The organism is Flavobacterium salilacus subsp. salilacus (assembly GCF_004634195.1).
Taxonomy (GTDB): domain Bacteria; phylum Bacteroidota; class Bacteroidia; order Flavobacteriales; family Flavobacteriaceae; genus Flavobacterium; species Flavobacterium salilacus.
On sequence record NZ_SKBP01000005.1, the window covers coordinates 1 to 26,101 of the forward strand.

Sequence of the window (26,101 nt, forward strand, 5' to 3'; positions counted from 1 at the left end):
ATATCCTGCAAACACATTCGAAGCCTGATACGTAACCCCGTTATCAATACTGTACTCAATACCGTTACCCGTTTGCGTGGTAACCGTAATCGTTCCTGTAGCTACTGTACAGGTAGGCTGTATATAAGCCACCGTTGCATCAGCAGGCGTAGAGGGAGCAGGGTCAATAGTCGCCGTAACCGGAGTTGACACACACCCATCACCATTTCTCACCACTACCGTATAGTCACCCGGGTCATATCCTGCAAACACATTCGAAGCCTGATATGTAGCCCCGTTATCAATACTGTACTCAATCCCGTTACCCGTTTGCGCAGTAACCGTAATCGTTCCTGTAGCTACTGTACATGTAGGCTGTATATAAGTTACCGTTGCATCAGCAGGGGCATTTGATGCAGGATTAATAATTACAGTAACAGAATTTGAAGTACATCCGCCTGTATCTTGTACAGTTATTGTATAGCTGTCCGGTGGAAGATCTTCAAATATATTCGATGCCTGATAAGCTCCTCCGATACTGTAAGTATATCCTGTACCTGTTGGCCCCGTAACTACAATAGTGCCTGTAGGCTCATCACAGGTAGGTTGTGTTACAGTTGTGGTTGGATCAGGAAGTGTAGTTAATTCATTAATTACTATTTCTTCTGTTTCTGAAGTACATCCTAAAGCATTTATAACGGTAACAGTATAAATGCCGGGAGTGACTGAAAATGTGGTGGAAGTCTGGAAAGCTCCACCAATACTGTATGTATAATCTACTCCTATAGGGGCATCTATCAGAATAGTACCCATAGGCTCTTCACATGTTGGCTGTATAATTGTTGTGGTTGCCACATCAGGATCTGTGGATCCTCCTACCGTTACTATGACCTGTTCTGACACACATCCTGAAAGGTTTCTGATTGTAACGGTATAATCTCCTGCGGGGAGATCTGTAAATACATTAGTAAACGGATAATTTACACCATCTATACTGTATTGTAAACCAAATTCAGCAGTTGTTGCTGTTATTGTAATCGTTCCTGTGTCTGACGTACAGTCCGTAGCAGTGGCTATTGCTGTATCAATTACCGGAGCTTCGGTTATATTAAGCTGTGCGGCATTACTTACCAAATCGCAGTTTGATGATGTAATTTCGCAATAATATTGGTTTCCGTTAAAGGAAAATGGTATATCTTGTATATCCAGCGTGTTAGTTGTTGCTCCTGAATAGTTTGCATCGTTAGTTACATTTACCCAAACTCCTGATTCGTTAAGGACTTTCCATTGATAGGTATATCCTGTGCCTGATAATGAAACAGAAAATGTTGCCGAGGCATTTTCACAAACATATTGTGTGACAGGATGGGTTATCTCCGGTACGGTACCGCCACCTCCTACAGTTGTAGTGTGCGAACCTAAATCGGCACAGGTATTAGAGGTTGTGGTCCAATCTGACCAGTTTTGAATGGGAGCGGGAGCGATAGCATCCGGCTTTCGTTTTACTGTATAACCAATATTTCCGGGCGCATAGGCACGATCAATGACAACCCCGTTTTTTTTAAGTTTAAATTCATCGCTGGCATTTATACCATTACCAATGTTACTTTCAAAAGATGAAGGGCATCCTGAAGGTCCTGAAGATGAACTGCTCACAAGATAAGTAGAGTATGGAGGTATTGAGCCGGGTAATGTTAGTATATAACCACCTGATGGATTGAGATCTCCTATAGTTCCATATCGCTCCAACACATATTGTCCACCAAAAGTAACAGTATTAGAAGTGGGGTTGTAAAGTTCGATAACTCCATAACTACCTCCGTTATTATCATATAACTCTGATATGTATATTTCGCCTTGGCATTCTGAATTTATTATATCAAAGTTGCCGGTAACGTTTTCACTGCATCCCGGTCCGATTACTACTATGTTTCCTGTAGTAACACCTGCCGGTACTAATACTACCATTTCGGTATCTGATAGTGGCGCAAATGTGGCACTAACTCCGTCAAATGTAACTCCTGTAGCACTGTTAAATCCGCTGCCTGTAAGGGTTACCAATGTGTTTTCAGGACCTGTTGCAGGAAAGAAAGAGGTAACATCAATGGGACATGGGGGGGGCGATGATGATGTAGTTATAGTACCATTAAGTGTAAAATCATCCAGTCTTAAACTCCCGCTTCCTGACGGAGAGTTATTAAATCTTACAACTACTGTTATAGTTCCTGTAAGCCCTGTTACAGGTGTGCTTACAGCAGTATTGCCTATTGCTGCACCTGTTGTAGGCACAGTACCTGTACCCACAGTAATGCCGTTAATAAGCAAACTCCATGTTTGAGCTGCTGACGGGGATCTTTGTCTCCAAAAATTAAAAGATGTTATTTGGAGCTCTTTACCTGAAGCAACATTAAAGGTAAGTGTTACATCAGTATAAGTTGTTACAGTAGCTGTTGGAGAGGTAGCACCCAGTGCGGTACCCGAAGAGCCACTTACATTGAGCCAGGCACCGGTATTATTTGTCCATGATGAGCCGGAAAGGTCGGGGTGTAGGGTAGAGGGTGTTCCGTTGTATGGGTTTGCTGTGATAGGGGTAGTACCAAAATTATGTTGGTATATCTGTGCTGTTGCGCTTACAGATAACATTAAAGCAAAAAAAAACAGAATAGCATTTTTTTTACTACTTAAAGTATTGTTATTCAATAGCATTTTCTTTTTTTATTTAGGATGTTTTTAGCAGGTCAAAATTATAAGATAATTTAATGCGAACTATTATTAAAACATTATTTAACAACAGCTTAAATGTAAATATAACATTATGATAATGTACAGAAAAAGTAAAGCCACTATAAAAGTGGCTTTTTACTTTAAACTTAAATATAGGTTTAGTTTTCTTGTCTATTTATATAAACCCAACCTGTTTTTGAATCATCAGTTGTTTCTATTACATAAAAATATGTTCCTGTGGGTAATTCGTCACCGTTATCAGTTTGTCCTTCCCATTCATTTATGTAGTTGTTTCGGGTATATACTTCTTTACCATAACGGTTAAAAATAGCTACTTTTTTGGCATTAAGACCACTAAGGTCAAAATTATCATTAAGCCCGTCACCATTTGGCGATATACCTCTTGGTATGTCGCAAAGTATGCCAACTATTGTAAAGGTATAGGTAGCTGTACAGCCTGTTGTACTGGTAACCGTAAGTATAATGTTAAGCGGATAGTCATCACCATTTATGCTGTTATCATTTACATATTGGGTAACATCAAACGTATTTTCATTATTTCCTATTACGCTGTTATTAATCATCCATGTATATGATGCGGTACTGATGTTGAATGAATTATCTATAGGTTGTGCCTCTAACATATATCTTTGTCCGAAAGCAGTATCTGTACATCCTTGAATACCTGTAACAGCAGGAGTAGCAGGAGCATTATTTATAATGATGTCATCAGTAACCGAAATACATCCTGCCGCATTCATTACAGTGATATTATAAGTACCCGCTGTAACTGTAAACGTAGCAGTGGTTTGAAAGTTAACTCCATCAATACTATATTCAAGTCCTGCACCTGTTGGATCAGTTACTTCTATAATTCCATTAGAATCATTACAAGTTGGCTGTGTTACATCAATAGTAGCCACTGCAGGGGCATCAGGAGCATTATTTATTATAATATCATTGGTAACCGAAGTACATCCTTCAGCATTTATTACAGTAACATTATAAGTACCCGGCGTAACCGTAAATAGCGTTGAAGCTTGGAAGTTAATTCCATCAATACTGTATTCAAGATCTCCACCTATTGGTTCGATTACTTCAATTAATCCGTCAGGATTAGTACAAGTTGGCTGTGTTACATCAATAGTAGCCACCGCAGGTGTATCAGGCGCATCGTTTATTGTAATATCATCAGTAACGGATGTACACAAGTCATTATTTCTTACAGTAATATTGTAAATACCCGCAGCTACTGTAAATACAGGAGAATCCTGAAAATCTACCCCGTTAATACTGTACTCATACTCCGCTCCTGTGGGAGCAGTCACTTCAATCGTACCGTCAGGATTAGTACAAGTTGGCTGTGTTACATCAATAGTAGCCACCGCAGGTGTATCCGGCGCATCATTTATTGTAATATCATCAGTAATGGATGTACACAAGTCATTATTTCTTACAGTAACATTATAAGTACCCGACGTAACCGTAAATAGCGTTGAAGCTTGGAAGTTAATTCCATCAATACTGTATTCAAGATCTCCACCTATTGGTTCGATTACTTCAATTAATCCGTCAGGATTAGTACAAGTTGGCTGTGTTACATCAATAGTAGCCACCGCAGGTGTATCAGGCGCATCGTTTATTGTAATATCATCAGTAACGGATGTACACAAGTCATTATTTCTTACAGTAATATTGTAAATACCCGCAGCTACTGTAAATACAGGAGAATCCTGAAAATCTACCCCGTTAATACTGTACTCATACTCCGCTCCTGTGGGAGCAGTCACTTCAATCGTACCGTCAGGATTAGTACAAGTTGGCTGTGTTACATCAACAGTAGCCACCGCAGGTGTATCCGGCGCATCGTTTATTGTAATATCATCAGTAATCGATGTACATAAGTCATTATTTCTTACAGTAATATTGTAAATACCCGTAGCTACTGTAAATACAGGAGAATCCTGAAAATCTACCCCGTTAATACTGTACTCATACTCCGCTCCTGTAGGAGCAGTCACTTCAATCGTACCGTTAGAGTTAGTACAAGTTGGCTGTGTTACATCAACAGTAGCCACCGCAGGCGCATCCGGCGCATCATTTATAGTAATATCATCAGTAACGGATGTACATAAGTCATTATTTCTGACAGTAATAATGTAAATACCCGCAGCTACTGTAAATACAGGAGAATCCTGAAAATCTACACCGTTAATACTGTACTCATACTCCGCTCCTGTAGGAGCAGTCACTTCAATCGTACCGTTCGGGTTAGTACAAGTTGGCTGTGTTACATCAACAGTAGCCACCGCAGGCGCATCAGGCGCATCATTAATTGTAATATCATCAGTAACGGATGTACACAAGTCATTATTTCTTACAGTAATATTATAAATACCCGCAGCTACTGTAAATACAGGAGAATCCTGAAAATCTACGCCGTTAATACTGTACTCATATTCTCCTCCTGTCGGAGCAGTCACTTCAATCGTACCGTTCGGGTTAGTACAAGTTGGTTGGGTTACATCAACAGTAGCTACCGCAGGTGTATCAGGTGTATCGTTTACTGTAATATTATTACTGTCAGAAGTACAACCTTGTGTGTTGGTCACTGTAATAACATAAATGCCTGAAGCCACTGTAAATACAGGAGAGTCCTGAAAATCTACACCGTTAATACTATACTCATACTCCTCTCCTGTGGGTGCAGTCACCTCAATCGTACCGTTAGAGTTGATACAAGTTGGATGTGTTACCGATGTTGTTATATTTCCAACATCTCCTGCAGCACCTGTTATCGTTACGGCATTAGAAATTAAAGTACATGTTATTGATACTATCTCGCAATAATATTGACTTCCAAGCAAAGCTGCTGTTGGATTTATAACAGTTAGTGTATTTGTGGTAGCACCCGAATATTGTGCTCCATTAGTAATATTTACCCAGTTTCCTGATTCATCAATGGTTTTCCATTGATAGCTGAATCCTGTAGAATTACTTACTGATACGCTGAACTGAACGTTGCCACCTCCGCATGCAATTTCCTGATCTGTTGGTTGCGTTGAGATAGTAGAAGCAATCAAGGCAGTATGCATACCTAAATCAGCACAGTTTTGAGACGTTGTTGTCCAGTCTGCCCAACTATGAGTAGTTTTTGGTGCTACTGCATCTTCATTTCTTATTACAGTATATCCTGCATTACTGGGAGCGTATGCACGGTCAATAACAGTTCCGTTTTTATAAAGTTTAAACTCGTCATTACCATTAATACCTTGTCCCATATTTGCATTAACAGGAACACTACCACAAGCAACTACTCCTGAACCATAACTACGAACCTGGTAGGTTGAAAACGCCGGTATGCTGCCTGGGAGTGTTAATGAATAGCTTTCGCCTCCTCCTATATCACCCGCTCTGGTTAATACATACTGACCTCCGAAAGTAATAGTATTTGCAGTTGGGTTATATAACTCTATCATACCCCAGCTACCCGGAACGTGGTCATAAAGCTCTGAAATATAAACTTCCGAGGATGATCCTGTAGGAGGACAGTCTGATTCTAAGAAAGTATATATTGAAGTAGGTGCCTCGCAATCATTTGTAGTAACTGTAATAGCTCCTGTTGAGGTGTTAGCGGGTACTACTGCTTCTATTTCGGTATCAGATATTACGGTAAAACTCTCTGCGTCCACTCCGTTAAATTGTACTGCCGTAGTGCCTGCCTCAAAACCGCTACCGGTTATGGTAACCGTGGTTCCTGCCGGTCCGGATGCGGGTACTATTTCAGTTATTGCAGGCGGAACACATGGTTCGCTTATAAAACCGTTTAACTCGAAGTTATCCAGTACAAAAGATCCTGCGCCAAATGGATTACTTAACGATATAACAACCGTTACCGTTCCTGTCAGCTCTGTTACCGGGTTTGCTACAGGTGTATTTCCTATTGCAGCACCTGTTACCGGTATGCCACCACTACCCACTGAAATACCATTGATAGTCATTGTCCAGTTTTGTGCTGCTGAGTTAGTACGTGCACGCCAAAAGTTGAAAGATGTTATATCTAATTGTTTTCCGGGTGCTACATCAAATGTAAGTGTCATGGTAGATCCTGCTACAGCATTGGCATGACCTAATCCTACACCTGACTGACCGATAAAGCTCACCCAAATGCCTATGTTGTTTGTCCAGCTGCTGTTGCTAATATCAGCATCAGCTACCGCCGGTGCTACTGTATAGGGATAACTTGAAATGGGAGTTGTCCCAAAATCATGCAGATAAATCTGTGCGCTTCCTGTATTGAAATACAATAACATACAAAGCACAGAGAGTAATCTTAGGGGGGTTAAACGAATAATACTTTTTTTCATACCTAATTTTTTTTGTTACTATTTGCTAAAACGCCGCGCAAGTTACATTTATATTTTATAGGCTTGATTACCATATTTTTAATAAAATGTTACCGAACGACGTATTAATATTTTATGCGAAATTAAAACATAAAAGGTCATTTATGTTGCAGATTTAGCATTAAGAAAATATCAATTTTGTAAAATGCTTATTATGTGTATAAAAAACAAGTTCCGGTGGGATTATCCCACCGGAACTCTAATTGTTCCTAAAAAATAGGTTTTATTATTTTATAACTACTTTTTTAGTAGTCACATTGTCACCAGAAGTAATAACAACCATATAGATACCTTTACCGGCATTTTCAAGGTTTATTGTTTCTTTGCCAACAACTTTTTTAGATATTACTTGTTTTCCAAGAGTATCAAAAACTTCAACTTGAGCAGCCTCATCAACTGAAGGAAGTTCTATTTGGAACTCACCGTCATTTGGATTAGGATAAAGTACTACTTCATTTTTAGTTGTAGTTGTTTGGAAAAAGCTGTTATCATCGTTAGCTTCTTCTGTAGCAACACCTGGTCTAGAACCCATACCAGCGTAGCAATCCCAAGCTAAATCGTCAACTAGAATTCTGTTACCGCTGTTTACTAATTCTACAGTAATGTTTCCGGTAACGTTAACTACTTGAGAGAATGTAGTAGGAGTAGTACTAGATACAGTAATGTCTGAACCTACTTGTACGCCATTTACATAAACTTTAAGTGTAGAGTTGTTGGTGAATACACGAGCATAGTCAAAAGAAAGTGTACCAATACCGCCAGATACAGGAGCTACGTTTTCAAGAGTACCATTTCTGAAGCATATAGCATCACCGTTAAGGTCTTGGTCAGTTCTTGCGTCACTAGCAGTCCATACTATACCACCATCTCCAGTCCAAGTTCTAACAGTGTAGTTACTTTGGTTGCTTCCTAAGTTACTGAAGCTTTCAGAAACACCTACACAAGGTGTAGCTATTGTGTTGATTTCATCTTCTATGTTGGTTTCAGAGTAAACCGGACCACCAAAACAGTCACCACTATTGTATGTATATACATAGATTGGGTTTTGAGAAGAAGGTGTAAGATCAGATACAGTAAATGAACCGCTAGCACCAACATAAACCACAGTAGCATCGCCTATCATTTGACCTACAGTGTAAGCAGTACCGTCTGCAGGAACACCAGCAGTTTGAGTTCCTGTATAATCTTTGATTACAAGAGCTATAAAACCGGAAGCAGTTGAATTACCAGTTATTTCTATATCAGCAGTAGTATCAGTAACTTCAGTAGCATCGTAAGAACCGTCAGCATCAGGAGCAACACATGGGTCTTGAGCGTTAGCGCTAAAGTTAACTACACATGAAGCTTCGTCAGAATCGTTGCTGCTTATTGTAAGGAAAGCATCGTTATAAGCACCTGCTGTACCGTTGTTAAATTGAATCGTTACATCTTGAGTCGCATTTGGAGCAAGAGTAAACGAAGTTGTTACAGGAGATAGTATAGTGTATGAAGAAGAAGCGTCAGTAATTACAAGATCAGTGATGTTTAGCGTTTGTAATCCTCTGTTTTGGATAGTGAAAGTTCTCTCATTATCAGTATCAGTTTCTACATTACCAAAGTTGATATCATAACCACAAGGCTGGTTAGCAAGGTTGCTGTCAAGTAATTGTAATTCAGGAGCGTTAGGAACTGAATAACAATCCCAAGCAAGGTTATCTATAAGAGTTCTGTTTCCGCTGTTTTCTATCTCGATAACTACATCACCGGTTACATCTACAGCTACAGAGTAAGTAGAAGCAACGTCAGAAGTAACGTTGATGTCAGCACCAACTTGTACACTGTTTACATAAACTTTAAGTACAGAGTTCCCTGTAAATATGCGAGCATAGTCAAATGAAAGAGTACCAATACCACCAGAAATAGTAGAAGTGTTTGTTAAAGAACCAACTCTGATACCGATAGCTCTGCTGCTTGATAAAGTTTGGTCAGTTCTGGCGTCAGTAGCTTCCCAAGCAACACCATTGTCACCAGTCCAAGTTCTTGTAGCGTAAGCACTAGAGTTAGCCGGCATGTCAGTAAAGCTTTCAGACCCACCGATACATGGAGCAACCTCAGTTTCGAATTCGTCTTCAGCTGCGTCTTCAGCATATAGAGGTCCACCAATACAAGCAGCACCATTAAATGCATAAATAGTAATAAGGTAAGTAGTATCTTCTTCAAGATCAGTTATTGTGAACTCAGGAGATGTACCCACATAAGCAACTACACCACCTGCTAAAGATTCACCTACTTCATAGCTAACACCATCTACAGGAGCACCAGAGAAAGTACCGGTAGTTATTATAGCAAGGAAGCTATCAGCATCAGAGTTAGTAATAACTACATCAACAGTTGATGAAGTAGCGTTAGTAGCAGCGAACTCATCAGCAGCAGCAGGAGTCACACAAGCAGCAAGAGCCGTACCCTCCAGGTTGATAACGCATGAAGCCTCATCAGAGTCGTTGCTGGCTATTGTTAAAGTACCTGATTTAGCACCACCTGTACTTGCCTCGAAACGTACTAATACGATGGCAGAGTCAGCAGGAGCTATAGTAAGAGGCAGGTCGCCGCTTACGGGAGAAACTACAGTAAAGTTAGCATCGCTCAATGTTAAAGCAGTAACTTCTAAATCTTCGTTTCCTGTGTTTTTGATAGTGAATACAGCATCTTTATAGTTATCTACAGATATTGTACCGAAGTCAATAGCATACTCTCCACAAGCTTGGTCTGTATTACAAGCATCAGCTATTTGTAATTCAGGAGCAGGAGTAGGAGCAGGAGCATCAGAACAATCCCAAGCAAGGTTGTCTATTATAGTTCTGTTACCACTGTTTTCTATTCTGATAGTTACATTACCAGATACATCTACAGCCATAGAGTAAGGAGTAGAAGTATCAGAAGATACAGTAATATCAGTACCTATTTGTACATCGTTAACAAAAACTTTAAGTGTAGAGTTTCCTGTAAATACTCTGGCATAGTTGAAGGTAAGTGTACCGATACCACCAGCAACAGTAGAAGTGTTAGTAAGACTACCGGTTCTGATAGCAATAGCTCTTCCGGTTAAAGTTTGGTCAGTTCTGGCATCAGTAGCTTGCCATGCAACACCATTATCGCCAGTCCAAGACTGAGTAGCATAAGTACTTGAGTTAGCTGGCATGTTAGTAAAGCTTTCAGATCCGCCACCAGTACATTCTACTATGGTAGCTGTTGTTGTTTCAGCAGAAACCAAGCCTTTGATGCTGTTCAGGTTTCCGAAAGATAGCCCCGTTATACCGGCAACGGCAAGAGCTAATAAAAATCGTTTTTTAAACATGATAATGAAAATTTAAGTTGGATAAATCGTTGAATTAAAGCATTTTGTACCTGCAGGGTTTAGTGCTTTAGACTTCAAATTTAAATTTATTACCGTTCCCGAAAACGTTTTTTTGGCTAAGTATTTATTATCTTAATGTTACTAATCATCTTATTATTAACTATTTAATATTGTTTTTTAAATATTGAGAAACAAAATGCATGTATATGTTAACATATAGTAAAAAATGTTAATAATTATAAAAATGGCATCAAAATTTCAAACACTTTATATAATTATATCGTGTTTTTGTTTTTTATTAACTAAGAGGTTTTTTCTCGGTTATATTTTATGGTTACCATTTTTTAATTCTTTTATATCGTATAATATGTTGATTATCTGTAGCTATATAAATGTAAAATACCTGCTTTAAATCTAAATTTAGAGCAGGATAATTTATTAATGAAATAGCATTAGGCTTATGCCTTATTATATATATAAGGTATGTTTGCAGTATTTTATAAATGGGTATCATTAAAAAAAGCAATCCTTGTGGATTGCTTTTTTATAGTGAGAATACGTTTACAAATTAATTTTTATCTCTACCGCCTGCCTGACGCTCTAACATCCATTCCGGATATTCTTTTTGCAATGCGCTTACAGCATCAATTTTTTCTAATTGCTGCGGGCTAAGCGTTATTTCTGTCGATTTTATATTATCAATAAGCTGATTACTGTTTTTTGCACCTATTATAGTGCTGGTTATACCCGGTTGCTGCCTAACCCATGCCAATGCTATTTGGGCAGGTGTTGCTTTATGTTCTTTTCCTATTTCGGTAATAACATCAATAATGTCAAAAGTTTTCTCCTTATTAATAGGAGGGAAGTCAAAATTGGCGCGACGTCCTTCTGTAGCTTCGTCATTACGGGCATATTTGCCCGAAAGGAAACCTCCTGCAAGCGGACTCCAGGGCATTATTCCTAAACGTTGGTCTTCGGCAAGCGGAACAATTTCGCGTTCTATATCCCTTCCTGCCAGTGAATAAAAGTATTGAAGCCCAATAAATTTGTTCCAGCCATTCTTTTCGGCTATTCCCTGTGCCTTCATTACCATCCATGCAGGCCAGTTGCATACGGCAACATAGCGTACCTTACCTGTAAGTACAACATCATTAAGAGCTCGCATTGTTTCTTCAACAGGTGTTTTATAATCCACACCATGTACATATAGTATATCAACGTGGTTCATTTGAAGACGTTGAAGGCTTTCATCTATCGAATTGAAAATGTGATAACGGGAAAGTCCCTGACCGTTAGGGGATTCATTCATTGCACCACGCACTTTGGTCGCTATAACCAGTTCGTTACGATTAAGCCCTGTGTTTTTTAATGATTGCCCTAACAATTTTTCAGATTCCCCAAAAGAATAAATATTGGCTGTATCAATAAAGTTTATACCCGAATCGACAACTGTTTTCATCAGTTCATCTACTTCTGTTTGTTCTGTACCTGCTATTGCTTGCCAAAGCCCTTCTTTATTACCAAAGGTCATTGTACCAAAACATAGTTCTGAAACCAGTAATCCTGTATTTCCTAAAAAGTTGTATTTCATAGTTGTATATTTATTTTGTTAGCAACAAAATTAAATATAAACAAAGGAAAGATGTTTGCATTATTCAAACGTAAACTTGCAAAATTCAAATAATTACTTATTTTGTGTCTTCTATTTCTATATATTCGACATCTAAGTGTTTCGTTCCTGACGGTTCAGTTTTTATATGTTCAGTTTCTAAGAGTTTGGCAAATTCAGAATCCATCAGGTTGGTAAAGCCATTTTTTATCGTTCCGTCAGCATTAAGAATAATAGTACGGTTTAGTTTATTGATAACCCATTTATCTTTAATGGATTGAAAATTCTCTGCACGAAGCTGTAACGCTTTGCCGAAATTGTTATTAGCAATCAGTTTTTTCCACTCCGGGTCTTCATCCAGATTAATAGCTATAAAGCTGACCTCGGGATATTGTTTCTTTAGCTCCGCTATTTTTTTATTTACCATTTTCAGATGTGCTTTTGCACACGTAGTCCAAAAATATATTACGGTTTTACTGTTTATATCATGGTTAATATCAAATGCATTATTATTCGTATCAACCAAAGCAACAGGGGGTAGCTTTTTACCCTCCTCAAGGTCTTCTATAGCCTTAGCTATCTTCATTATTTCATTACCATTGCTATCATCTGTAGATAGCTTCATATAATGCTCTAAAAAGGTTTGATTATTATGTATATTTTGATCCTCAAGTAAATACGAAAAGGCAATATTGTTGAGCATATTATTTTTTATCCTCTTGTTGGTAAATATAGAATCGACAAGCGTTAATTTAATAATATTTTCATTCAACGTCCTTTCTTCAGTACTAATGCTTTTGCCGGCTCTTTTAACAGCCATATTGGTAAGCATAGCATTAAAGTACCTTAAAAACGGCGAAAAAGTGGTCAGTTTTTCGTTATTAAAATCAATTTCTTTTCTGTAATTGTAGTAATCTTTGGGTAAATCTGAGTTTATTTCTTTACCCGTTCTGTAATTATAGAGGTATGGATAATATTCTTTTTTGGTATATTGACTAAATTGCAAACGGGCTTTGGCATACAAGTCAAAATCATTACTCCAGTTAATTTCCTCCTTATTCTTATTATAAAATGCTTCACGCTTTGCGTATGATGAATCTATATTGCTTATAAAGTCATCATACTTTTCTTCATATACCCTGTAGCTTTTATTTCTGTCTTCCTCATTTATCAAATATAACTCCATTAAAAAATTATTCTTTTTGTCGCCACGACCGCTAAATACTACAGATTGATCAAAGTTATCCGCATTTACTGATATCATAAGACTGTCGTTCTTATCAAAATAGATATACTGATATTCCGGTTCATGCCTAAAACTGTACAGTCCGGGAGCAAGTGAATCGTATTTAATAAAAAAACGATTATTTTTATCTAAAGGAATAGTATCTATCACCATATCATCCTTACTGAATATAATATAGGGGCTTCTGGGACTAAGAATCTCCCCGCCAAAATAAGCAGTATAATTATCATCCTCATTGTTACAAGAGGTTAAAACAAACAATAATGATAATGAAAGTAAGGTTTTTATTGTATATGACATGAGTGGTTATTCTGCAATGACAAAAATATTTTTTAAATCCCTTAAGGTTTGTTAAAGTAGAGTTAAAATAAGTTTATTTGGCATTATATATTTTACGCACCACAATAGTGTCCTATTTTTTATACTTTTGCAAAAAAATAACAAAGCATGCTTTCAGTTTCAAATTTATCTGTACAATTCGGTAAGCGAATATTATTCGACGAAGTAAACACATCCTTTACACAAGGTAACTGTTACGGAATTATCGGGGCTAATGGCGCAGGAAAATCTACTTTTCTCAAAATACTTGCCGGAGATATAGACCCGACATCAGGGCACGTACATTTAGAACCGGGCAAAAGGATGTCAGTCCTTAGCCAGAACCATAATATGTTTGACGAGTACACCGTGTTAGAAACGGTAATGATGGGTAATAAAACCCTATATGCAGTAAAAAAAGAGATGGATGAGATATACCTGAAACCTGATTTTTCAGATAAAGATGCTGAAAGAGTGGGCGAACTTCAGGTAGTTTTTGAAGAGATGAACGGTTGGAATGCCGACTCTGACGCTGCCACACTACTGTCCAGCCTTGGCATTGGCGAAGAATATCACTACACCCCAATGGAAGATATGGATAGTAAACTAAAGGTGCGTGTACTTTTGGCGCAAGCACTTTTTGGAAATCCTGATGTATTGATAATGGATGAGCCTACCAACGACCTGGATTTTGAAACCATAGCGTGGTTGGAAAACTTTCTTGCAAATTATGATAATACCGTTATAGTAGTATCGCACGACCGTCACTTTCTGGATGCGGTTTGCACACACATATCAGATATTGATTTTGGAAAAATGAATCAATATTCAGGTAACTACACCTTTTGGTACGAGTCCAGCCAGCTTGCGGCAAGACAAAGAGCACAGCAGAATAAAAAAGCGGAAGAGAAGAAAAAAGAGCTTCAGGAATTTATTATGCGTTTTAGCGCGAATGTTGCAAAATCCAAGCAAGCTACCAGCCGTAAAAAAATGCTTGAAAAGCTAAAGGTAGATGATATTAAACCATCGAGCAGAAGATATCCTGCCATTATATTCGATCAGGATCGTGAAGCGGGCGACCAGATACTTAATGTAACCGACCTTAGCGCTTCTATAGACGGGGAGTTGCTTTTTAAAAATGTTGACCTTAACATGGCAAAGGGCGATAAAGTCGTTATCTTTTCTAAAGACTCGCGTGCTACAACCGCCTTTTATGAAATATTAAACAATAATATGAAGCCCGATACAGGTAAGTTTGAATGGGGTATTACCACAACACAATCCTACCTGCCGTCCGATAATCATTCGTTTTTTGAAAATGACCTTACTTTGGTAGATTGGCTACGCCAATGGGCAACAACTGAAGAAGAGCGTGACGAAGTTTATGTACGCGGTTTTTTGGGTAAAATGATATTTAGCGGAGAAGAAGCGCTTAAAACAGGCAGGGTGCTGTCAGGAGGAGAAAAAGTACGTTGTATGCTGTCGCGCATGATGATGATGCGTGCCAATGTATTAATGCTTGATGAACCAACCAATCACCTTGACCTGGAGAGTATCACAGCCTTTAATAACTCATTAAAAAACTTTAAGGGTTCGGTACTGTTTACAACCCATGACCACGAGTTTGCACAAACAGTTGCCAACAGAGTATTAGAAATTACACCAAACGGCGCTATAGACCGCTATATGACATTTGACGATTATCTTGATGATGAAAAGGTAAAGGAATTGAGGAAGAAAATGTATACAGTCTAAATTACATACAAAATCCCGGGATAACTTCCCGGGATTTTTTTTTGGAATTAATATAATCTATACTCAATTTATTACTTGGTGAAGTTTTACGGCATTTAAAATTTTGCTACTTTTACAAATCAAACACAATACCGCATTATGAGCCAGAAAATATTGCTTACTTCACGTGAAGTCAATATCATCTTACATCGTTTGGCGTGCCAGTTAATAGAAAATCATCTCGATTTTAAAGATACTATCTTAATAGGGTTGCAACCCCGAGGTCGTTTTTTAGCCGAACGTATAAAACAGGTACTAGAACAGGAGTACAATGTGAAAGATGTATCGCTTGGTTTTTTGGATATAACTTTTTTCAGGGACGATTTCCGCCGTTCAGAGAAACCATTGGAAGCCAACAAAACCCAAATAGACTTTTTGGTAGAAAATAAAAAGGTAGTATTTATAGACGATGTGCTTTATACAGGGCGCAGCATACGATCGGCACTTACAGCAATACAATCATTCGGGCGACCATCGGTAATAGAGCTGCTCGTGCTCATCGATCGTCGTTTTAGTCGCCACCTGCCCATACAGCCAGACTACAGAGGAAGGCAGGTAGATGCCATTAACAATGAAAAGGTAAAAGTAACCTGGAAAGAAAATGACGGAGAGGATAGTGTTTATTTAATTTAAGGTATTCAGATCAGCAACACAACTACAACAAATGAAAGAATTAAGCGTTAATCACCTGCTTGGCATAAAGTATATCACAAAAAATGATATAGACCTTATTTTTGAGACAGCCGACCAGTTTAAAGAAGTAATTAACCGCCCCATAAAAAAAGTACCCTCGCTGAGGGACATTACCATAGCCAATATATTTTTTGAAAACAGCACCCGCACCAAACTTTCGTTTGAGCTGGCACAAAAAAGGCTCTCTGCCGATGTTATCAGTTTCTCGGCAGCACAATCCTCTGTTAAAAAAGGGGAAACCCTCATTGATACGGTAAACAACATCCTGTCTATGAAAGTAGATATGGTAGTAATGCGCCATGAACGTCCCGGCGCAGCCCATTTTCTTTCTAAAAATGTAAGTGCAAGTATAATCAATGCAGGCGACGGCGCGCACGAGCATCCTACACAGGCGTTATTAGATTCATACACCATTCGTGAACGCTTGGGCGATGTAGGAGGGAAGAAAGTAGTAATAGTAGGCGATATACTGCACTCGCGTGTAGCATTATCTAATATTTTTGCTTTGCAAATGCAAGGAGCAGAGGTAAAAGTATGCGGTCCTAAAACATTAATGCCAAAGTATATAGAATCGTTGGGGGTAACGGTAGAACCTAACCTTCGCAAAGCGTTAGAATGGTGCGATGTTGCCAACATGCTAAGGGTACAAAATGAAAGGCTGGATGTAAACTATTTTCCGTCAACAAGAGAGTATGCTCAACAGTATGGTGTAGATAAAGCATTGCTCGATTCGCTGGATAAAGAAATTATTGTTATGCATCCCGGCCCTATAAACAGAGGGGTAGAGATTACCAGCGATGTGGCCGATTCGCAGCAATCAGTAATATTAGAGCAGGTAGAAAACGGTGTGGCTGTACGTATGGCGGTTACCTATCTGTTGGCATCTAAAATAAAATAAGTAATTTTCTTAAAAATAGTTTAACATTAAAAAGTAATAAAACACTATTTTAGTAATAACAATTACATCATAATGAAAGTAGAAGAAAAAGGACATACTGTAAGCATTAAAGATACACAGGGAGATATTCCTGCTTTTCTGGAAAAAGTAACTTCTGGTTATAACAGCTTCAATAATTTTAATATTATTATCGACCTTACCCAATATGATACTTTGGCGTTGCAGCAGGTGTTATCTTTTCTTACACTATCCAATCAGCATCGCAAAGCCAAAAAATCATTTGTTATTGTAGTAAACGATTTTGACTTTAATGAAGCTCCCGATGAAATGACTATTGTACCTACAGTGCTTGAAGCGCAGGATATAATAGAAATGGAGGAAATAGAGCGCGATCTAGGATTTTAATAATTTGCCTGTTTACTGTTTTTGTTGCATGGCATAAAGAAAGCTAATGAATTTAACTATATTAGGTTGCTATGCGGCAACCCCGCGGTCTTTAACCAATCCTACTGCGCAGGTATTGGAAATGAAAAACAGAATGTTTCTTATTGATTGTGGCGAAGGCACACAAGTACAATTACGAAAAAACAAACTGCGATTTTCTAAAATAAACCACATATTCATATCACACCTTCACGGCGACCATTTTTATGGGCTTATAGGTTTAGTATCTACCTTCGCACTGCTAAACAGACAAAACGACCTGCATGTATATGGACCAAAAGGTATAAAAGAGGTTACGCTGTTACAGTTAAAATTATCTAATTCTTATACAGGCTATAACCTGTATTTCCATGAGTTAGAATCCAAAGAATCACAAGTTGTTTTTGAAGATGATAAAGTGGTGGTTACCACTATACCACTCATACATCGTGTTTATACCAATGGTTATCTATTTACTGAAAAACCGGATGATAGAAAACTGAATATAGAAGCAGTGCAGAAGTATAAAATTGAAACCTGCTATTACCAAAAAATTAAGTCCGGTAGCGATATTACATTGGATGATGGTAGAACAATACCTAATAAGGAACTGACTTTTGACCCACCTGCGCCAAAAAGCTATGCTTTTTGTTCAGATACTGTGTATAATGAAGCAATAGTACCCATTATTAATAATGTTGATGTGTTGTATCACGAAAGTACATTCTTAGAATCAGAAGCCCATTTGTGCGAACGTACTATGCACGCTACGGCAAGGCAGGCAGCAGCTATAGCAAAACAAGCTAATGCCGGGAAGTTGATATTAGGACATTTCTCTACACGATACGGTAATATAGAACTCTTTAAAGAAGAAGCAGCTACTGTTTTTGAAAATACAGAGCTTGCTGACGACGGAAAAGTATTTAAATTGTAGTTCTATATTACAGCTAAAATAATGCGTAACTTAGCAAGTACGGCAATCCGAATATCCGATAATCTGACAATCCAACGATATAACAATACAAATACGTAAGTATTCTTATGAAAGACCTTAGTAATTATAGAAAATCTTATGAAAAAAGCGAGCTTGCTGAGCAGGGCTTGCCGGAAGACCCTATAACACTCTTCAGAAACTGGTTTGTAGAAGCTGAGGCATTTGAAGGCTCTGTTGAAGTAAATGCTATGACACTATCCACTATAGGGCTGGATGGGTTTCCAAAGTCGAGAATAGTACTGTTGAAACAATTTACATACGAAGGTTTTATTTTTTATACTAACTACACCTCAGAAAAAGGAAAGGCAATAGCCCAAAACCCCAATGTTTGTCTGTCATTTTTTTGGCATGAGCAGGAACGCCAGGTAATCATAAAAGGCATAGCAGAGAAGATAGCCCCTAATCTTTCTGACGGTTATTTTGAGAGCAGACCTTTGGGCAGCAGGCTTGGCGCAGTAGTATCGCCACAAAGCGAAATAATACCCTCGCGCGCTTATCTGGAGGAAAAACTTACATTACTGGAAAAAGAATATGAAGGCAAAGATGTACCCCGACCGGAATATTGGGGCGGTTATATTGTAAAGCCTGTTTCGGTAGAGTTTTGGCAAGGCAGGGCAAACAGACTGCACGACAGAATACTCTATGCAGCACAGGAAGATTTTATTTGGAAGATAAAAAGGCTCGCTCCTTAAAATTTTAATACCAAATTAACGGCTGATAATGTTATTTGTATTAGTTTTTTTAGGATATTTAAGTTTTTGATTATTAATGTAAATAAAGTAAGATAATGAAAAAATTAATCCTAATACGCCATGCAAAGTCCAGTTGGGATGCTCCTTTAATCGATAAGGACAGACCACTATCTACACGAGGGATTAACGATGCGCACCTTATGGCTGCCAACATAGAACATTATCTCCCGGAGTCTTATATAGTATGGAGCAGCACCGCACAGCGTGCTAAAAATACAGCCTATATATTTGCCGAAACCCTTTCGATACCTCAGGACACTATTATTTTTAAAGATGAGCTTTATACATTTGATGAAAAGGTACTTGAAAGGATAATAAAAAGTTGCGATAACCAATATGATAACTTAATTCTTTTTGGACATAATGATGCAATTACTAATTTTGTTAATACCTTTGGAAGCCAAGATGTAGCGAATGTTCCTACATCCGGCTTTGTATATCTTACATTCAACGAAACCGAATGGAAAGACTTAAAAAAAGGAAAAACAGAAAAGCTATTATTTCCACGAGATTTAAAGAAATATGATTCACCATTCACCGGTAAACAGGTATATTGACAGAGAGAAAAGCTGGCTGGCATTTAACGCCAGAGTATTACAAGAGGCTGCCGATGAAAATGTACCGCTTTTAGACAGACTTCGTTTTTTGGGTATATTTTCTAATAATTTAGATGAATTTTTCAGAGTGCGTTATGCCGCTATCCGAAGACTGAGCCTGGAAGGAAACACAGGAGAGAAGATTTTAGGAGGTATTACGGCAGATAAATTATTGAAAGAAATTACCGAAATTGTTATCGAGCAACAATCGGAAAGCCTTCGCATACTTAGTATTATAGAAAAAGAACTCCAAAAAGAGAATGTTTATATCCTCAACGAATCAGAGGTATCTAAAGAGCAGGGAGCTTTTATAAAAGATTTTTTTATACAAAAAGTAAGCCCCGAACTGGTTACTATTATACTTAACGACCTTGATGAATTTCCGTTGCTCAAAGATGCTTCGGGTTATCTGGCTGTAAAGCTGGTAATGAAACCCAATGCACTTACAGATAAACCTGACAGTAAAAAAGAAGTACGCTATGCTGTAATCGAAATGCCAAAAACAATAAACCGTTTTTTGGTATTACCTTCGGATAACGAAAACAAGTACATTATCCTTTTGGATGATGTTATACGCTATAATCTGCATAATATATTTAATATTTTTAAATATGAAACAGTCTCTGCACACATGATTAAAATAACACGTGATGCAGAATTGGAGATAGACAGCGACCAGAGTAAAAGCCTTATGGAAAAAATATCCAAAGGAATTTTAGACCGCCGCGTGGGCGAGCCGGTTCGTTTTGTTTACGACCAGTCTATAGAAGATGATACATTGGCTTTTTTCCTGAAGCGCATGGGTATTGACTCTACGGATAGTATTATTCCCGGAGGCAGGTATCATAATCGTAGGGATTATATGAGCTTTCCTACACTGGGTATGGATAATTTGACATACAAACAAAACTATCCTTTACCGGTTAACGGATTAAGTCTTGAAGGAAGCATTGTACAGAAGATGAAAAAGAAAGACTACCTTATCTATGCGCCATACCAGTCCTTTGCCTACGTTATTAAGTTTTTGCGCGAGGCAGCATTAGACCCGAAGGTTATTTCTATAAAAATAACATTGTACAGGCTGGCAAAAAATTCGCAGATAATAAGCTCGCTCATTAATGCCGCTAAAAATGGTAAAAAAGTTACAGTACAGATAGAACTACAGGCGCGTTTTGACGAGGCAAGTAACATATCGTATGCCGAGGTAATGCAATCCGAAGGCATCAACCTTATATTTGGAGTAAAAGGATTAAAAGTACACAGTAAAGTATGCGTAGTAGAACGGGTTGAGGAGAAAAAAGTAAAACGCTACGGTTTTATATCTACAGGTAATTTTAACGAATCTACCGCCAAGATATATACTGATGTTACTTTGCTTACAAGCCATCAGCAGATAATGAAAGAGGTAAGTAAAATATTCGATTTCTTTGATGTTAATTACCGCATTAACCGTTACAAACACCTTTTGGTATCGCCACAGTATGCCCGAACAAAGTTTTATAAACTGATAGATAAGGAGATACTCAATGCCATTGCAGGTAAAGAAGCTTATATTAAGCTGAAAATGAATAGCCTTACTGATTTTAGAATGATAGATAAGCTATATGAAGCCAGTAGAGAAGGGGTAAGGATACAACTTATCATCAGAGGTATATGTTGCCTGATACCCGGTATTGAGGGTATGAGTGAAAATATAGAGGCTATAAGTATTGTAGATAATTATTTGGAGCATTCCAGAATATACATTTTTGCTAATTCAGGAGATCCTGAAGTATATATTTCGTCAGCCGATTTTATGACGCGAAATCTTGATGCGAGGGTAGAGGTAACCTGCCCTATCTATGACGAGGAAATTAAGCAGGAGCTGATAGATACCTTTGAGATAGGATGGAAGGGGAATGTTAAAGCCAGATTGCATTCGGAATCATTAGATAACGAGTACCGTAGGAGAAACAATGCCAAAGTATTCAGGGCACAGCTTGAAACCTACAATTACTACCGCAACAAGCTGGAAGTTATTTATGAACAATTATAACTGAGGTAAATAATTGGGTTATTTTACTTTGATTGTAGATAACCGAAATTTTCCTCATATTTACAAACATGATTAATATAAAAAAATATGCTGCTATTGATATAGGTTCTAACGCCATGCGGCTTTTGGTAACCAATATTGTAGAGCAGGAAGGAAAAGAAACCCAGTTTAATAAAAGTTCATTGGTTCGTGTACCCATACGTTTAGGTCAGGACGCTTTTACCGTAGGTGAGATAGCTGAAGAAAGCATCGAGCGTATGATAGATGCTATGAAGGCCTATAAATTGTTGATGAAAGTACACAGGGTGGAACGCTATATGGCATGTGCAACATCGGCTATGCGCGAGGCTTATAACGGTAAAGAAGTGGCTGACCTGATAGCGCGTGAAACAGACATAAATATAGAGATTATAGATGGTAAAAGGGAAGCTGCCATAATAGCATCGACAGACCTGAAACAGTTTATAAAGCCCGACCAAATCTATCTTTTTGTAGATGTGGGTGGTGGCAGTACCGAGTTTTCGTTATTTTCCAATGGTAAGATAGTAGCCTCACGATCGTTTAAAAATGGTACAGTGCGCTTGCTTAACAATATGGTAAATGAGGTTGTGTGGCAGGAGATAGAAAAATGGATTAAAGCCGTTACTGAGCCGTATGATAATGTTATTTTGGTAGGTTCGGGCGGTAATATTAATAAGTTATTTAAAATGTCGGGTAAAAAGCAGGACTTACCCTTATCCTATTTCTATATAAACTCGCAATATCAGTTTCTTAACAGTTTGACTTATGAGCAGCGCATATCGGAGCTGGAGCTTAATCCTGACCGTGCAGATGTTATTATTTATGCCACCAGAATATACCTTAACGCTATGAAGTGGAGTGGCGCCCGCAATATATATGTGCCTAAAATAGGACTGGCAGACGGTATCGTGAAAGCAATGTATTACGGTAAAATATAAATAAAAAAGAGGCGGTTATACCGCCTCTTTTTTATTAATTTCTTTTCCGTTGCCTGTATTTTTCAAGTAGTTTCCTGTCAAAATCTTTTTCAGCTTTTTTCAGCTTCAAAATTTTCACAGGGCTTATTATTGTTTTAAGGTCATTAACTAATTTTTGTTTCAGCAAAAACAGTTCTTCGTCAGCAGTTTCAAGTTGGTTTAAACAAGTCATTGCTTCTTTATCCGACATTTTATCAATACCCTTCTCATCAAGCTGCTTTACCAGTTTTCGTATTTTGTTATGTTTTATTTCAAACTCTTTTTCTTCAAAAGTATTATAAACAGGCCAAAACTTAGCGGCTTCATCACTGGTAAGGCTTAACTCTGTGGTAATGAATGATACTTTTAACGCTTTTATTTGCTCTCTTCTCTCTTTATAACCCTGGCTTTGCATGTTATAAGAAAAGAGTAGCAGTAAGGCGAGTAAAAACTTTGTTTTCATAATGTTATTCTGTTAAATAAATATCATAATTATTTTGAGTGCTGATGTAATCTTCAATAGCCTCATTACTTACACCTATAGATTGTTCAAGTTCCGCTATATCATCGGCATCAAGTTTTTGGTATAAGTCATATTCGCTAATACTGGATTGATATACCAGATAGTTTTCTATAGCGGTAGAATCCGGCTGCGCAGTTGTTGTGTTTAATTTGAAAAAGAGGCTACCCCCTATGAGTATCATAAATATTGCAGCAGCCGATAGCCACACCGGTTTTTTTCTGTATAACGGTATTACTTTTGTTTCCTGTTGTGGTAATTTTTGCAATACGATATCGGTAAGGGTACTAAAATAATCGTCGGGGGCTTTAAATCCCGAATTTATTTTAGGCTCATTATCCAATTTAAAATTTTTCATAATAGTATGACTTAATGCTACATAAATGGTTTAAAGCGCGTTAATATATTCTTCTATTTTTTTTACTGCATGATGGTACGATGCTTTTAATGCTCCTACCGATGTACCCACTATTTCCGATATTTCTTCATACTTTAAATCTTCAAAATATTTCATCTTAAAAACAAGTTGCTGCTTTTCGGGTAATGTTGCTACGGCTTGTTGTAGCTGTATTTGCAATGCATCCCCTTCAAAATATGTATCGGCTTGCAGGTTTTGTACAGCCTTTTGCCGGACTTCCTCATTAGTAATACCTGATTTTTTTGCCCGTTGGTTTATAAACGTTATTGCCTCATTAGTCGCTATTCGGTACATCCACGAAAAAAGTTTGCTTTCACCTTTAAAATCAGGCAGATTTTTAAAAACTTTAATAAAAGTATTCTGTAACACATCATCAGTATCGTCGTGATCTATTACTATATTACGAATATGACTGTACAATGGTCTGCCATATTGCGCCATAAGTTGCCGAAACGCAGCATTCTGTGTTGCCGGGTTTAGTAATTCTGATATAAAAGCCTTTTCGTCCTCCAAGTTTTTGATACGGTATATAACTATGACTAAAGTTACACTAAAAGGTTTAATAGCCGTTATTTTATAATTGTATTTAGAAATGTTTAACGTGTTATTGTAATTTATTGATAATTAGTGTTTTATATTTACAATATACTAATCATTAAATAAAATATATCATGAAAAATCAATCGATGATAGATGCCTGCCTTGACTGTTTTTCGGCATGCGAAAATTGCGCAACAGAGTGTATAAATATGTTAGATGAAAACCACTTACGCTGTATTTCCCTTTGCAGGGATTGTGCGGAGATTTGCGCCTTGTGTGTAAAATTTGAACAACGAAATTCTGAATTTAAGCAACAATTGATGAAGTTATGCGCTGATATATGCAATGCCTGTGCTGATGAGTGCGAAAAATTTAGTGATGATCATGACCATTGCCGAGAGTGTGCCGAAACCTGTCGTAAATGTGCTGAAATTTGTATGGCTTATTAAGATTAACTTAATATAGTAGTCTTTTTGAGTTATGTAGGTAAATTGTACATTTGCGACTTTAAATCCTATTATGATAAAGACCGTTATATTTGATATGGACGGGGTAATTGTAGATACAGAGCCCGTTCATTATTATGCTTACCAGCAACATTTTGAATATTTAGAAATAGAAGTTTCCGATATCGTATATGCCTCTTTTACAGGAAACTCTACCAAAAATGTATATCAAAAGCTGAAAGAAGCCTTTCGATTAGAGCATGAAATAGAAGACCTTGTAAACCACAAGCGAGAACTGTTTAATAATGCTTTTGATACTAAAGAAGATTTAGACCTTTTACCCGGAGTACGACAGTTAATAGAGAATCTTCATGCAAATGGAGCGCAGTTAATACTGGCATCCTCTGCCTCTAAGGTTACTATAAACCGGGTTTTTAACCGTTTTAACCTGCACCAATATTTTTCGCATATAGTGAGTGGTGAAGATTTTCCGAAATCGAAACCGGATCCTGCCATTTTTGAGAAAGCTGCCGAACTATCGGGTATGCCTAAACAGGAATGTATAGTGATAGAAGACAGTACAAATGGTATCAGGGCAGCTAAAGCAGCAGGGCTTTACTGTATTGGTTACAACAGTGTACACTCAAAAATGCAGGAACTTGCCGAGGCTGATATCGTTATAAGCGACTTTAATGAACTGGATTTTGAAAAAGTAAAAAACCTTGTTGTATGATAAAGTGTGTGCTTTTTGATATGGACGGGGTTATTGTGAATACAGAGCCTGTGGGGTATAAAGCCAATCAGGAAATGTATAAGGCATTAGGTATTACTGTGCCTGATAGTGTATATAATACTTTTATAGGCAATTCGGATAAAAATATAGTTGCTAAGCTAAAAGACTTATATGATATACCATTAACACACGAAGAATTACTGGAAAAGCAATATGAGTATTACTTTAAAGCCTTTGATACCGGTTATGATGTTGCATTATTACCGGGCGTAAAAGACCTGATTATCGATTTGCATGCCAATGGTGTTAAACTCATATTGGCATCATCAGCATCTAATATAAAGATAGAAAAAGTATTTACCCGTTTTGGGCTACACCCTTATTTTGATGGGAAACTAAGCGGAGAAGATTTTGAGTTTTCCAAACCGCATCCCGCTATTTATATTGAAGCAGTGGCGCAATCGGGTTTTGCAAAAGAAGAATGTATTGTAATTGAGGATAGTACGAATGGTATTAAGGCAGCCAAAGCAGCAGGGATATACTGTATAGGTTATGCAAGTGGGCTATCGATACAACAAGATACCTGTGAAGCAGATTATATAATTACTGATTTTTCCCAGCTAAATAGTAGCAAAATCAAATCATTATCGGTAACGGCTTTATAAT

19 protein-coding genes and 1 pseudogene are annotated in these 26,101 nt (G+C 37.7%); 12 read left to right on the top strand and 8 right to left on the bottom strand.

Annotation, left to right across the window (positions count from 1 at the left end; translation table 11 throughout):
- The 5 genes and pseudogenes from E0W68_RS07320 to E0W68_RS07340 all read right to left on the bottom strand — a co-directional run.
- Positions 1–2,622, bottom strand: a pseudogene (locus E0W68_RS07320) (hypothetical protein); the annotation flags it as partial.
- A 239-nt stretch (positions 2,623–2,861) separates the two neighbouring features.
- Positions 2,862–7,070 carry a T9SS type B sorting domain-containing protein gene (locus tag E0W68_RS07325; RefSeq protein ID WP_135218775.1) on the bottom strand — a complete coding sequence of 1,403 codons (4,209 nt, stop codon included), beginning with the start codon at positions 7,068–7,070 and terminating at the stop codon, positions 2,862–2,864.
- 265 nt (positions 7,071–7,335) lie between these two features.
- A complete protein-coding gene (locus E0W68_RS07330; protein WP_135218776.1) occupies positions 7,336–10,443 on the bottom strand; it encodes a choice-of-anchor D domain-containing protein in 3,108 nt (1,035 codons plus the stop codon).
- Between the two features lie 568 nt (positions 10,444–11,011).
- Positions 11,012–12,034 carry an aldo/keto reductase gene (locus E0W68_RS07335; protein WP_135218777.1) on the bottom strand — a complete coding sequence of 341 codons (1,023 nt, stop codon included), beginning with the start codon at positions 12,032–12,034 and terminating at the stop codon, positions 11,012–11,014.
- 97 nt (positions 12,035–12,131) lie between these two features.
- Complete coding sequence (locus E0W68_RS07340) at positions 12,132–13,598, bottom strand: TlpA family protein disulfide reductase (protein ID WP_135218778.1); 1,467 nt, start codon at positions 13,596–13,598, stop codon at positions 12,132–12,134.
- A 147-nt stretch (positions 13,599–13,745) separates the two neighbouring features.
- On the opposite strand from E0W68_RS07340, the gene E0W68_RS07345 reads away from it, so the two are divergent.
- The 9 genes from E0W68_RS07345 to E0W68_RS07385 all read left to right on the top strand — a co-directional run bounded on the left by E0W68_RS07345 (position 13,746) and on the right by E0W68_RS07385 (position 22,760).
- Entirely contained in the window at positions 13,746–15,371 is a 1,626-nt protein-coding gene (locus E0W68_RS07345) for an ABC-F family ATP-binding cassette domain-containing protein (RefSeq protein ID WP_135218779.1), read from the top strand.
- A 138-nt stretch (positions 15,372–15,509) separates the two neighbouring features.
- Complete coding sequence (gene pyrR, locus E0W68_RS07350; RefSeq protein WP_135218780.1) at positions 15,510–16,043, top strand: bifunctional pyr operon transcriptional regulator/uracil phosphoribosyltransferase PyrR; 534 nt, start codon at positions 15,510–15,512, stop codon at positions 16,041–16,043.
- 31 nt (positions 16,044–16,074) lie between these two features.
- Positions 16,075–17,001: an aspartate carbamoyltransferase catalytic subunit gene (locus E0W68_RS07355; protein ID WP_135218781.1), complete on the top strand. Its 927-nt coding sequence runs from the start codon at positions 16,075–16,077 to the stop codon at positions 16,999–17,001.
- A 72-nt stretch (positions 17,002–17,073) separates the two neighbouring features.
- Positions 17,074–17,406: a ribonuclease Z gene (locus E0W68_RS07360; RefSeq protein WP_135218782.1), complete on the top strand. Its 333-nt coding sequence runs from the start codon at positions 17,074–17,076 to the stop codon at positions 17,404–17,406.
- Positions 17,407–17,452: 46 nt separating this feature from the next.
- The gene (locus E0W68_RS07365) at positions 17,453–18,358 is read left to right on the top strand and encodes a ribonuclease Z (RefSeq protein ID WP_135218783.1); all 906 of its coding nucleotides are present in this window, start codon (positions 17,453–17,455) and stop codon (positions 18,356–18,358) included.
- 107 nt (positions 18,359–18,465) lie between these two features.
- Complete coding sequence (gene pdxH, locus E0W68_RS07370; protein WP_135218784.1) at positions 18,466–19,110, top strand: pyridoxamine 5'-phosphate oxidase; 645 nt, start codon at positions 18,466–18,468, stop codon at positions 19,108–19,110.
- Between the two features lie 95 nt (positions 19,111–19,205).
- A complete protein-coding gene (locus E0W68_RS07375; protein ID WP_135218785.1) occupies positions 19,206–19,727 on the top strand; it encodes a SixA phosphatase family protein in 522 nt (173 codons plus the stop codon).
- A complete protein-coding gene (gene ppk1 / locus E0W68_RS07380) occupies positions 19,693–21,801 on the top strand; it encodes a polyphosphate kinase 1 (protein WP_135218786.1) in 2,109 nt (702 codons plus the stop codon). The genes E0W68_RS07375 and ppk1 overlap by 35 nt, the downstream gene beginning before the upstream one ends.
- 68 nt (positions 21,802–21,869) lie before the next feature.
- Positions 21,870–22,760, top strand: coding sequence for a Ppx/GppA phosphatase family protein (locus E0W68_RS07385; RefSeq protein ID WP_135218787.1), 891 nt, complete (start codon positions 21,870–21,872; stop codon positions 22,758–22,760).
- A 34-nt stretch (positions 22,761–22,794) separates the two neighbouring features.
- Here E0W68_RS07385 and E0W68_RS07390 read toward each other — a convergent pair whose 3' ends face one another.
- From E0W68_RS07390 to E0W68_RS07400, 3 genes are read right to left on the bottom strand one after another with little or no spacing between them, the layout of a single operon-like run.
- A complete protein-coding gene (locus E0W68_RS07390; RefSeq protein ID WP_135218788.1) occupies positions 22,795–23,241 on the bottom strand; it encodes a sensor of ECF-type sigma factor in 447 nt (148 codons plus the stop codon).
- A gap of 4 nt (positions 23,242–23,245) precedes the next feature.
- Positions 23,246–23,656 (bottom strand): hypothetical protein, encoded by a 411-nt coding sequence (locus E0W68_RS07395; protein WP_135218789.1) that lies wholly within the window; start codon positions 23,654–23,656, stop codon positions 23,246–23,248.
- Between the two features lie 30 nt (positions 23,657–23,686).
- Positions 23,687–24,229 carry an RNA polymerase sigma factor gene (locus E0W68_RS07400; RefSeq protein ID WP_135218790.1) on the bottom strand — a complete coding sequence of 181 codons (543 nt, stop codon included), beginning with the start codon at positions 24,227–24,229 and terminating at the stop codon, positions 23,687–23,689.
- A 158-nt stretch (positions 24,230–24,387) separates the two neighbouring features.
- On the opposite strand from E0W68_RS07400, the gene E0W68_RS07405 reads away from it, so the two are divergent.
- From E0W68_RS07405 to E0W68_RS07415, 3 genes are all read left to right on the top strand, one after another.
- Entirely contained in the window at positions 24,388–24,705 is a 318-nt protein-coding gene (locus E0W68_RS07405; protein WP_135218791.1) for a four-helix bundle copper-binding protein, read from the top strand.
- 70 nt (positions 24,706–24,775) lie between these two features.
- Positions 24,776–25,435 (top strand): HAD family hydrolase, encoded by a 660-nt coding sequence (locus E0W68_RS07410; protein ID WP_135218792.1) that lies wholly within the window; start codon positions 24,776–24,778, stop codon positions 25,433–25,435.
- Positions 25,432–26,100, top strand: a complete 669-nt coding sequence (locus E0W68_RS07415) for an HAD family hydrolase (protein ID WP_135218793.1) — start codon at positions 25,432–25,434, stop codon at positions 26,098–26,100. Before E0W68_RS07410 ends, E0W68_RS07415 begins: the two co-directional genes overlap by 4 nt.
- Position 26,101: the final 1 nt, after the last annotated feature.

Excerpts from the sequence above, each read along its gene's own strand:
- pdxH (WP_135218784.1), top strand. The coding sequence starts at position 18,466 with ATGAAAGACCTTAGTAATTATAGAAAATCTTATGAAAAAAGCGAGCTT.
- ppk1 (WP_135218786.1), top strand. The coding sequence starts at position 19,693 with ATGATTCACCATTCACCGGTAAACAGGTATATTGACAGAGAGAAAAGC.
- E0W68_RS07355 (WP_135218781.1), top strand. The coding sequence starts at position 16,075 with ATGAAAGAATTAAGCGTTAATCACCTGCTTGGCATAAAGTATATCACA.
- E0W68_RS07365 (WP_135218783.1), top strand. The coding sequence starts at position 17,453 with ATGAATTTAACTATATTAGGTTGCTATGCGGCAACCCCGCGGTCTTTA.
- pyrR (WP_135218780.1), top strand. The coding sequence starts at position 15,510 with ATGAGCCAGAAAATATTGCTTACTTCACGTGAAGTCAATATCATCTTA.
- E0W68_RS07330 (WP_135218776.1), bottom strand. The coding sequence starts at position 10,443 with ATGTTTAAAAAACGATTTTTATTAGCTCTTGCCGTTGCCGGTATAACG.
- E0W68_RS07405 (WP_135218791.1), top strand. The coding sequence starts at position 24,388 with ATGAAAAATCAATCGATGATAGATGCCTGCCTTGACTGTTTTTCGGCA.
- E0W68_RS07410 (WP_135218792.1), top strand. The coding sequence starts at position 24,776 with ATGATAAAGACCGTTATATTTGATATGGACGGGGTAATTGTAGATACA.
- E0W68_RS07395 (WP_135218789.1), bottom strand. The coding sequence starts at position 23,656 with ATGAAAAATTTTAAATTGGATAATGAGCCTAAAATAAATTCGGGATTT.
- E0W68_RS07325 (WP_135218775.1), bottom strand. The coding sequence starts at position 7,070 with ATGAAAAAAAGTATTATTCGTTTAACCCCCCTAAGATTACTCTCTGTG.
- E0W68_RS07375 (WP_135218785.1), top strand. The coding sequence starts at position 19,206 with ATGAAAAAATTAATCCTAATACGCCATGCAAAGTCCAGTTGGGATGCT.
- E0W68_RS07385 (WP_135218787.1), top strand. The coding sequence starts at position 21,870 with ATGATTAATATAAAAAAATATGCTGCTATTGATATAGGTTCTAACGCC.
- E0W68_RS07390 (WP_135218788.1), bottom strand. The coding sequence starts at position 23,241 with ATGAAAACAAAGTTTTTACTCGCCTTACTGCTACTCTTTTCTTATAAC.
- E0W68_RS07415 (WP_135218793.1), top strand. The coding sequence starts at position 25,432 with ATGATAAAGTGTGTGCTTTTTGATATGGACGGGGTTATTGTGAATACA.
- E0W68_RS07360 (WP_135218782.1), top strand. The coding sequence starts at position 17,074 with ATGAAAGTAGAAGAAAAAGGACATACTGTAAGCATTAAAGATACACAG.
- E0W68_RS07340 (WP_135218778.1), bottom strand. The coding sequence starts at position 13,598 with ATGTCATATACAATAAAAACCTTACTTTCATTATCATTATTGTTTGTT.
- E0W68_RS07345 (WP_135218779.1), top strand. The coding sequence starts at position 13,746 with ATGCTTTCAGTTTCAAATTTATCTGTACAATTCGGTAAGCGAATATTA.
- E0W68_RS07335 (WP_135218777.1), bottom strand. The coding sequence starts at position 12,034 with ATGAAATACAACTTTTTAGGAAATACAGGATTACTGGTTTCAGAACTA.